9 protein-coding genes are annotated in these 6538 nt (G+C 63.3%); 1 reads left to right on the top strand and 8 read right to left on the bottom strand.

Going from position 1 to position 6538, the window contains the following annotated elements; translation table 11 throughout:
• Positions 1–62: 62 nt before the first annotated feature.
• The 5 genes from QZY44_RS03745 to nifE form a co-directional block, all read right to left on the bottom strand.
• A complete protein-coding gene (locus QZY44_RS03745; RefSeq protein ID WP_295442436.1) occupies positions 63–278 on the bottom strand; it encodes a CCE_0567 family metalloprotein in 216 nt (71 codons plus the stop codon).
• Between the two features lie 13 nt (positions 279–291).
• Positions 292–765, bottom strand: coding sequence for a NifX-associated nitrogen fixation protein (locus tag QZY44_RS03740; protein ID WP_295442433.1), 474 nt, complete (start codon positions 763–765; stop codon positions 292–294).
• Positions 766–870: 105 nt separating this feature from the next.
• On the bottom strand, positions 871–1356 hold the full coding sequence (locus QZY44_RS03735; RefSeq protein ID WP_295442430.1) for a NifB/NifX family molybdenum-iron cluster-binding protein: 486 nt from the start codon (positions 1354–1356) through the stop codon (positions 871–873).
• 128 nt (positions 1357–1484) lie between these two features.
• Positions 1485–2897, bottom strand: coding sequence for a nitrogenase iron-molybdenum cofactor biosynthesis protein NifN (gene nifN, locus QZY44_RS03730; protein ID WP_295442427.1), 1413 nt, complete (start codon positions 2895–2897; stop codon positions 1485–1487).
• Complete coding sequence (gene nifE, locus QZY44_RS03725) at positions 2890–4347, bottom strand: nitrogenase iron-molybdenum cofactor biosynthesis protein NifE (RefSeq protein WP_295442424.1); 1458 nt, start codon at positions 4345–4347, stop codon at positions 2890–2892. Before nifE ends, nifN begins: the two co-directional genes overlap by 8 nt.
• A gap of 387 nt (positions 4348–4734) precedes the next feature.
• On the opposite strand from nifE, the gene QZY44_RS03720 reads away from it, so the two are divergent.
• The gene (locus tag QZY44_RS03720; RefSeq protein ID WP_295442421.1) at positions 4735–5247 is read left to right on the top strand and encodes a hypothetical protein; all 513 of its coding nucleotides are present in this window, start codon (positions 4735–4737) and stop codon (positions 5245–5247) included.
• Positions 5248–5604: 357 nt separating this feature from the next.
• Here QZY44_RS03720 and QZY44_RS03715 read toward each other — a convergent pair whose 3' ends face one another.
• The 3 genes from QZY44_RS03715 to QZY44_RS03710 are packed head-to-tail and all read right to left on the bottom strand — an operon-like array spanning position 5605 to position 6532.
• Positions 5605–5973, bottom strand: a complete 369-nt coding sequence (locus tag QZY44_RS03715) for a hypothetical protein (RefSeq protein ID WP_295442420.1) — start codon at positions 5971–5973, stop codon at positions 5605–5607.
• Positions 5922–6206, bottom strand: a complete 285-nt coding sequence (locus QZY44_RS35605) for a Fic family protein (RefSeq protein WP_365303207.1) — start codon at positions 6204–6206, stop codon at positions 5922–5924. Before QZY44_RS35605 ends, QZY44_RS03715 begins: the two co-directional genes overlap by 52 nt.
• Entirely contained in the window at positions 6179–6532 is a 354-nt protein-coding gene (locus QZY44_RS03710) for a hypothetical protein (RefSeq protein ID WP_295442417.1), read from the bottom strand. Before QZY44_RS03710 ends, QZY44_RS35605 begins: the two co-directional genes overlap by 28 nt.
• Between the last annotated feature and the right edge of the window lie 6 nt (positions 6533–6538).

Below are 6538 nucleotides of genomic sequence, written 5' to 3'. Positions count from 1 at the left end.
TGGGGGAACGGCCAAGGCGCCCGCCACTTTCATCTTGCGGGGTGGTGCGGGCGCCATGGCCGTTAGCCCCCAGCGCTCAGGGCCGCCTGCAAGCGCTGCTGCGCCAGCGCCCAGGCCTGGCAGGCGTCGTAGGTCGCCTGGGCGCTGCCGGGGATCTCCGCAAAGGCCGCCGGCAGGCGCTCCTCGACCAGGTCGTGCAGTTCGCCGGCGCGCTCAGCGGCGATCCGCTTGGCCTTTTTCACGGCCTGCTCCAGATCGGCAATCGTCGCGTCAGTCATTGGCAGCAGCCCCCTAGAGTCCCGCGACCTTCGGGTAATCACCCACCAAATTCAGGGCGACAGAGAGGATCTTGTCGGCCTCGTCCTTCATCTTGGAGAGCGACGGAAAACCGAAACGGTGGACATCGCGCAGGGTCCGATCCATGACGACCAACTTCCCGACGGTGATCAGTGCACGCCCGAAGCCCTCATGGGTCAGGTTGAGCACGGGCACGGCCATCAGGCCACACTCCTTCTCGATCAATGAGGCGATGGCGTTGTAGAAGACCTTGAGCCGGGCGATGATGATCTCGTCCGGGTCGCCGATGATCGGGATCTCTCGCTTCTTCTCCTTGGTCAGCACGAAGGGCTCCAGGATTTGTGCCGTCGACCAGGTGTCGTAGGTGCCATAGCTGTCGATCGCGCGCATCTGGCGCACCATCTCCACGCCGAAATCGGTGGTGAGAACCGGGTCCGTCTCGCTGATCTCTGCAACTGCCGTGCTCATTGCTCTACCTGTTAATTGCTGATTGCTGATTGAGGCCGCTGGTCCGCACCGCGGTGCCCTAAACGCTATTAGGTGAAGAGTCCCGATCCGCGCAGCAGATCGGGATTATTCGTTCCAGCCTTCCGATTCCATGGTGTCGAAACGCTGCCCGTTGCGTGGCTGCCGGGCCTCCAGCGCGCGGGCGAGCCAGGCGCTGGGGCCGGCGCGCAGTTCCTCTTGTAGCGCCGCGATCAGGTCGGCGACCAGGGCACCCTCGACAACCTTGATCGGCTGCACGCCCTTGGCGCGTAACTGATTGACGGCCGAGGCCCCGGCCGCCTGACAATAGACGGCGATGCAGCCCTCAAGGGCGGCGATCTTGGCGGCCAGCTTGTCCTCGTTACCGTCCATGTCCAGGCGGCCGAACTGGGTCACCTCCACTAGGCTGGAGCACTGCGCATCGATTGCATAAAGGGCAAAGGACTGCGCGGCACCGAAGTGCTGGTCGACATGCCGCATATCACCGGTGGCAAAGGCCACCTTCACCGCCGGGTCGGTACCCATGGCATCGCCTCTCATCTTCACTACCGTGAGTCGTCGTTCGACCGTCATCGCCTATCCCTCATGCTTATGACTGTAGGGTGGATAAGGCGCGCGCTAGTCCGCCTGCTTTAGGCACGATGCCGCGAGCGCCGCATCCACCGCGCCGGGCAATGGTGGATGCGCTGCGCTTATCCACCCTACAAGCCTGATACATGACGCACGCCGGCCGTTTCATCCGCGCGCGGCATGAGCCGTGAGCGATAGGGATGAATCTCTCCGCGCTCCAATTGCAGCAGCATATTGGCCAGGTCGAAAAGCGTCGCGCGGCTGCCCTGATAACCGATCCAGGTGCGCTGGTAACCGCCCACGCGATCGTATTGAGGGAAACCGGCACGCAGCAGGGGGATGCCCAGGCGCGCAGCCGTGTGGACGGCGTGTGAACTGCCAATCAGCACCTCGGCCACGCGGTCGCGGGCGTCCGCCTCCAGGTCCTCCAGGTCGCCGATCCGCACCCGGTCGCAACGCACCTGGGCCAAGGCTGGCGCGTTGGCAGGCGTGGCGGCGGCCACCGTCTCGGCCCCGACACCGGCGAGCAGCTGGCTGAAGGCCACCAGCAGGTCGGCATCCGCGGCGATGGCAAAGCGTGAGAGCCCGAGCATGAAATGGCTGTCGAGCATGGCGTCCTGGAGTTGGGCGCGTTGCCGCTCGATCCGCTCCGGGACCGGGTTGCCGGAGATCGCGGCCAGGGTCTGGACCAGCGCGTCCACCGCGTCGAGCCCCATCAGGTGCGCAAAGCGATAGTCGGGGACCCCGGTGCGCGCGTTGAGCAGGTCCGCCGTGTGGTCCATCGAACCGCCGATCACGAGCGTCGCGACCGAGTCGCCCAGGGTCGGCAGCTCGCTGACCAGGGTGCCGCCGATGGTCAGTGGGTTGAACTCCTCCGGCGGCAGGTGGCCGTCCAGCGAGTCGGACAGGTCCGGCAGCACCACCGGGCGCAGACCGAACAGCTCGATCAGCTCCTTCAGATGCTCCAGGTCGCCGGGCGTGAGCGCCGCGCCCACCAGCACCGTGACCTGGCGACGGCGCCGGCCGGGCTGGGTACCGGCCACCTCTGCCGCCGGCACCAACACGTCGATCATCGCGCTGGTGGCCTGGGCAAAGCCGGACTCCAGGCAACCGGTGAAGTCGGGCGTGGCGACCGGCACGATCGGAATCCGGTCGTATTCCGGGTGCTTGGCGCGGAACTCACGCACGGCCATGTGGATGTCCGCCCCCTGCGCCTCGGAAAGGCCCGTGGTGGGCACGCCGATCAGGTCCGGCTGGTTCTTCTCGCACAGTACACGCAGGCCCTCGACCACATTCTCATTGGCCCCCATGATGGCGCTGACCTGCTCCATCGCGGTGGACTGGAGCGGGATCGGTTCCCGGAAGTGGCGGACAAAGAAGACCTTACCGAAGGCGGTACAGCCCTGGGAGCCGTGCAGCATCGGGATGGAGCGGCGGATGCCCAAGAAGGCCAGGGCCGCCCCGATGGTGGAGCTGGCCTTCAGCGGGCTGACCGAGAGTGCCTTGCGGCGCTTGATGATTTCCGGTGCGATGAGCTCAGGCATGGGCCACCTCCAGGTCGGCGTCGCGGGGCGCGTCGGCGGCGGGATCGGTGTCGACGGCGGTCCGTGCGTTGGCGGCCAGTGTCCAGGGTGCCGGCCGGCGTACCGCCTCCCATACCGGGCTCTCGATGGTGAGCGCGAGCTGCTTGGCCAGTTCCAACATCCCTGTATAGCCCTCGTAGCCGAAGTCACGCTCCTGGTTGATGTCCAGGAAGGGGATGCGCGCCTTGAGCGCCGTGTACATATTGCGACCCCCGGCGATCAGGCAATCGACCCCCTGCTCACGCACGATCTTGATCAGCCCGCGCGGGTTGCCGTCGTCGATCATCACCGCGTCCTGACCCATCAGCTCGCGGATGCGCGCCTTGTCGTCCTCCGTGGACTTGCGGGTGCCGGTGGCGACCACGATCATGCCGAGATCCTGGAGGGCAGAGACGATCGACCAGGACTTGACCCCGCCGGTGTAGAGCAGGACCTTGCGGCCCTTGAGGCGCGCCCGCCAGGGCTCGAGCTTGGCGTGGATGGCCGCCTCCTCCCGGGCGATGACGGCCTCGGTGCGGGCGGTCAGATCCGGGTCATTGAGGACCCGCGCGAAGTCGCGCAACGCCTGCGAGACATCCGCGACCCCATAGAAACTCCCCTCAAACCAGGGCGTGCCGTAGCGCTCCTGGAGCAGCCGGGCGACATTGATCATGGCCTTGGAGCAAACCATCATGTTGACCTCCGAGCGGTGCATGGTCTGCACCTCGCGGAAGCGCGCGTCGCCCGACAGGCTGCCCAGTACACGCAGGCCCAGCTCGTCGAACAGCGGCAGCACGTGCCACAGCTCGCCGGCGATGTTGTACTCGCCCACCAGGGTCACGTCGTGGACCTTGAACCCGTCGTGTTCGATCCCGGCCGGCAGGGGGTCCGGCTCGCGAGTCCCGCAGACATACTTCACCATCGCCTCACCGGCGATGCGGTTACCCAGATTCTTGGTCCCGTAGAAACCCGCCGCATCCACCGGCACCACCGGCGTACCCCAGCGCTGCTGCGCCTGGCGGCAGACCGCCTCGATGTCGTCGCCGATCATCGCCGGAATGCAGGTGTTGTAGACGAAGACCGCCGCCGGGTGATAGGAATCAATGGCCTGCTTGATGGAGTGGAAGAGGCGCTTCTCGCCCCGCCCCATGATCACGTCCTGCTCGGTCAGGTCCGTCGTCATGCCCATCTTGTAGAGCGTCGGTCCGGACGAGCGGGTGCCGCGATTGTCCCAGGAGCTCCCGGCACAGCCGATCGAGCCGTGGACGATGTGCGCCACGTCCGCGATGGGCAGCAGCGCGATCTGCGCCCCATCGAAGGCGCAGCCGCCCGCGGTGGCCCCCGGCTTGGGCTTGGAGCAGCCGGACTTGGCCTTGGTATTGTGTGCGCAGGCCGGCTCGTCGAGCAGGGCCGCGATGTCTTTCTTGTTCATGGACACCCCAGAATCGGCGTTTGGGGATATCTATGCAGACATTGTGCCAGTCCTTAAACAACTGTTCTGATTAGTGATGATCGCGCGCCCGGCCTGTCGCGTCTGCGACAAAACCGGGGCGGTGGAGGATCGGAGACACCAGATTGGTGCAGGGCCGTCAGGGAGGCGCATATAAGAGGTGCAGCCGCCCGCCTCTCCAAAGCGGGACGCACCATTTGCGACATGCGGTAGTGTTCTGAGATAACAGGTGTGCGTCAGAGTCGAACCATGAGATGCGACTAGCCTGCTTTTTTTGACTTTCCGCAACGCGAGAAAACATTTTATAATACAGAAAACAACACATACACTTTAGGCCACACGTCACTACAGATACGTTTGGGGCCAAATATGTCTAATGTAAACGCCAAAGCAAGACAGATTGTCGAAAAGGTTCGCGAGGAATTCGGGTATACCTTTGAAGAAATGGCCGAACTCTGTGGAGTTGCCACAGGGAGTGTACAAAGGTGGTATTCTAGCGGGCGCGCCAAAGCCGACAAGATAAAGGCCCTTGAGGAACTGCTTGCGAACACAAATCTTCCCGAGCACAAAATTGCTGAAAACCTCATTAAAATTTATTGGCATATAAAGTGGCCAATTAAAATAATCTACAGCCAACTTCGAGATATATCCGGAAGAGAGCGTCTTTGTCCTAATGTTATAGAGAGAATCCGCCAGGAGCTATATGAGCGAGGCTTCGCATTTGTCGACGACACGGACGAAGAAGGAAAGCTGGCATTCTTTCTACTGAGGAAGCAGTGGCTTTCAAAGCATACGAAAGCAGTGAACGAGGCGGCTGTAAAAGCGTATTATTTAAAAGGAGTAGAGTTGGAATCGGCGGAGGAAGATGAAACCTCGGCCTAGGGGCCATGCCAACGCTCCATGATGAAGACAACCAGCGTGCGTGATGCATTGAGTCGTTCGGCCCGTCGAGTGCTTGGGGACTTCGACTGCTGACCACCGGCCGCAGCCGGTAGGTTGGGGTGACGAAGGAACCCCAACGCGATGGCGCCAAATCGGGGATGTTGGGGTTCGTCCCTCACCCCAACCTATGGCCCTGTGTGCCGAACTTCAGTCCGACCGCAACCTTGCGGAAAACCCGGAGTCGCGATCGGGCAGGAGTGTAACTTACACGCTGCGCAAGATGCCCCGCGATCCGGCCTGGATGACAATTCCGGCCACCGCATTTTGCGGCAACCCGTCGCGGCCTGGGGGCCGCTCCTACAGCGAACAGCAACCGGCCGCGACGCCCGCCCACAGCTGATTGGCCTTATCCAACACCACCAACCTCTGCTCCCGCAGCCCTTGCAAGTCACGCTGCTTGGTCTTATCCGTGAGTTGCGTATAGAGCCCAAGGTACCAGGGCGCACGGCGCAGCTCCGCCAATGGCAGTGGACCGCGGGCGGCGACCACCTGGGTAGCAATGGCGTATTGACGGGCGTTGATCTGCTTATCGTGATACCGGCACTTCAACTCGTTCTCAAACAGCAGAACTTCCACCAGGCGATTGACCCGATCATGCAGGGTGTTGAGGCTGATCAGCAGGCCGTCCAGGAAGAAGAGCACGAAGTCGGTATTGGGATGGGGCACGCCCTTGTCCTCCGCCTTGCGGCAGGTGCTGAACAGGGTGAAATAGCGGTCGATCTGTCGAGGTAATAGCGCGCCTGGGCGAAGGGGGCATACCTGAAGCCCTCGCCCAGCAGTAGGCTCGCCTCGATGACGCGGCCGACGCGGCCATTGCCGTCCCAGAAGGGGTGGATCTGCTCGTAATAATAGTGGACGAGCGGCGCGCGGATCAGGACGGGGACCTTGAGATCGACCAATTCCTGGTGCCAGCGCAGCAGTTGAGTACGCGCCGCTGCTCGATGTCCTGAACCATGGACGGGTCCAGGTCGAGGGCCTGTTGGGTCTCCTCCTCGGAGAGGGTGCCGCCCTCAATGCTGTTGGTGCCGAAGACGCTGATGGCCACGACCTCCCGCTCCAACTGGCTGGCAACCTGGGACAGGGGCGAGCCCTGGAAACGCTGCTGTGCATCGCTGACGCGCAGAAAGGCGGTCTCGACCACGGCAGCATCGACGCCCAACTGGAAGACGAAGGGGCCGAAACGGGCGGTCTCGACGGTCAGTCGGTGGTCGGCAAACTCGGGCATCGACGA

This window comes from uncultured Thiodictyon sp. (genome assembly GCA_903837595.1).
GTDB lineage: Bacteria > Pseudomonadota > Gammaproteobacteria > Chromatiales > Chromatiaceae > Thiodictyon.
Note: the sequence above shows the minus strand (reverse complement) of the source record. Positions and strands in the feature narration are given on the sequence as shown.

What these genes read in the sequence shown, in the direction of transcription:
- QZY44_RS03745 (WP_295442436.1), bottom strand. Translation starts at nt 278, where the DNA reads ATGACTGACGCGACGATTGCCGATCTGGAGCAGGCCGTGAAAAAGGCC.
- QZY44_RS03740 (WP_295442433.1), bottom strand. Translation starts at nt 765, where the DNA reads ATGAGCACGGCAGTTGCAGAGATCAGCGAGACGGACCCGGTTCTCACC.
- QZY44_RS03735 (WP_295442430.1), bottom strand. Translation starts at nt 1,356, where the DNA reads ATGACGGTCGAACGACGACTCACGGTAGTGAAGATGAGAGGCGATGCC.
- nifN (WP_295442427.1), bottom strand. Translation starts at nt 2,897, where the DNA reads ATGCCTGAGCTCATCGCACCGGAAATCATCAAGCGCCGCAAGGCACTC.
- nifE (WP_295442424.1), bottom strand. Translation starts at nt 4,347, where the DNA reads ATGAACAAGAAAGACATCGCGGCCCTGCTCGACGAGCCGGCCTGCGCA.
- QZY44_RS03720 (WP_295442421.1), top strand. Translation starts at nt 4,735, where the DNA reads ATGTCTAATGTAAACGCCAAAGCAAGACAGATTGTCGAAAAGGTTCGC.
- QZY44_RS03710 (WP_295442417.1), bottom strand. Translation starts at nt 6,532, where the DNA reads ATGCCCGAGTTTGCCGACCACCGACTGACCGTCGAGACCGCCCGTTTC.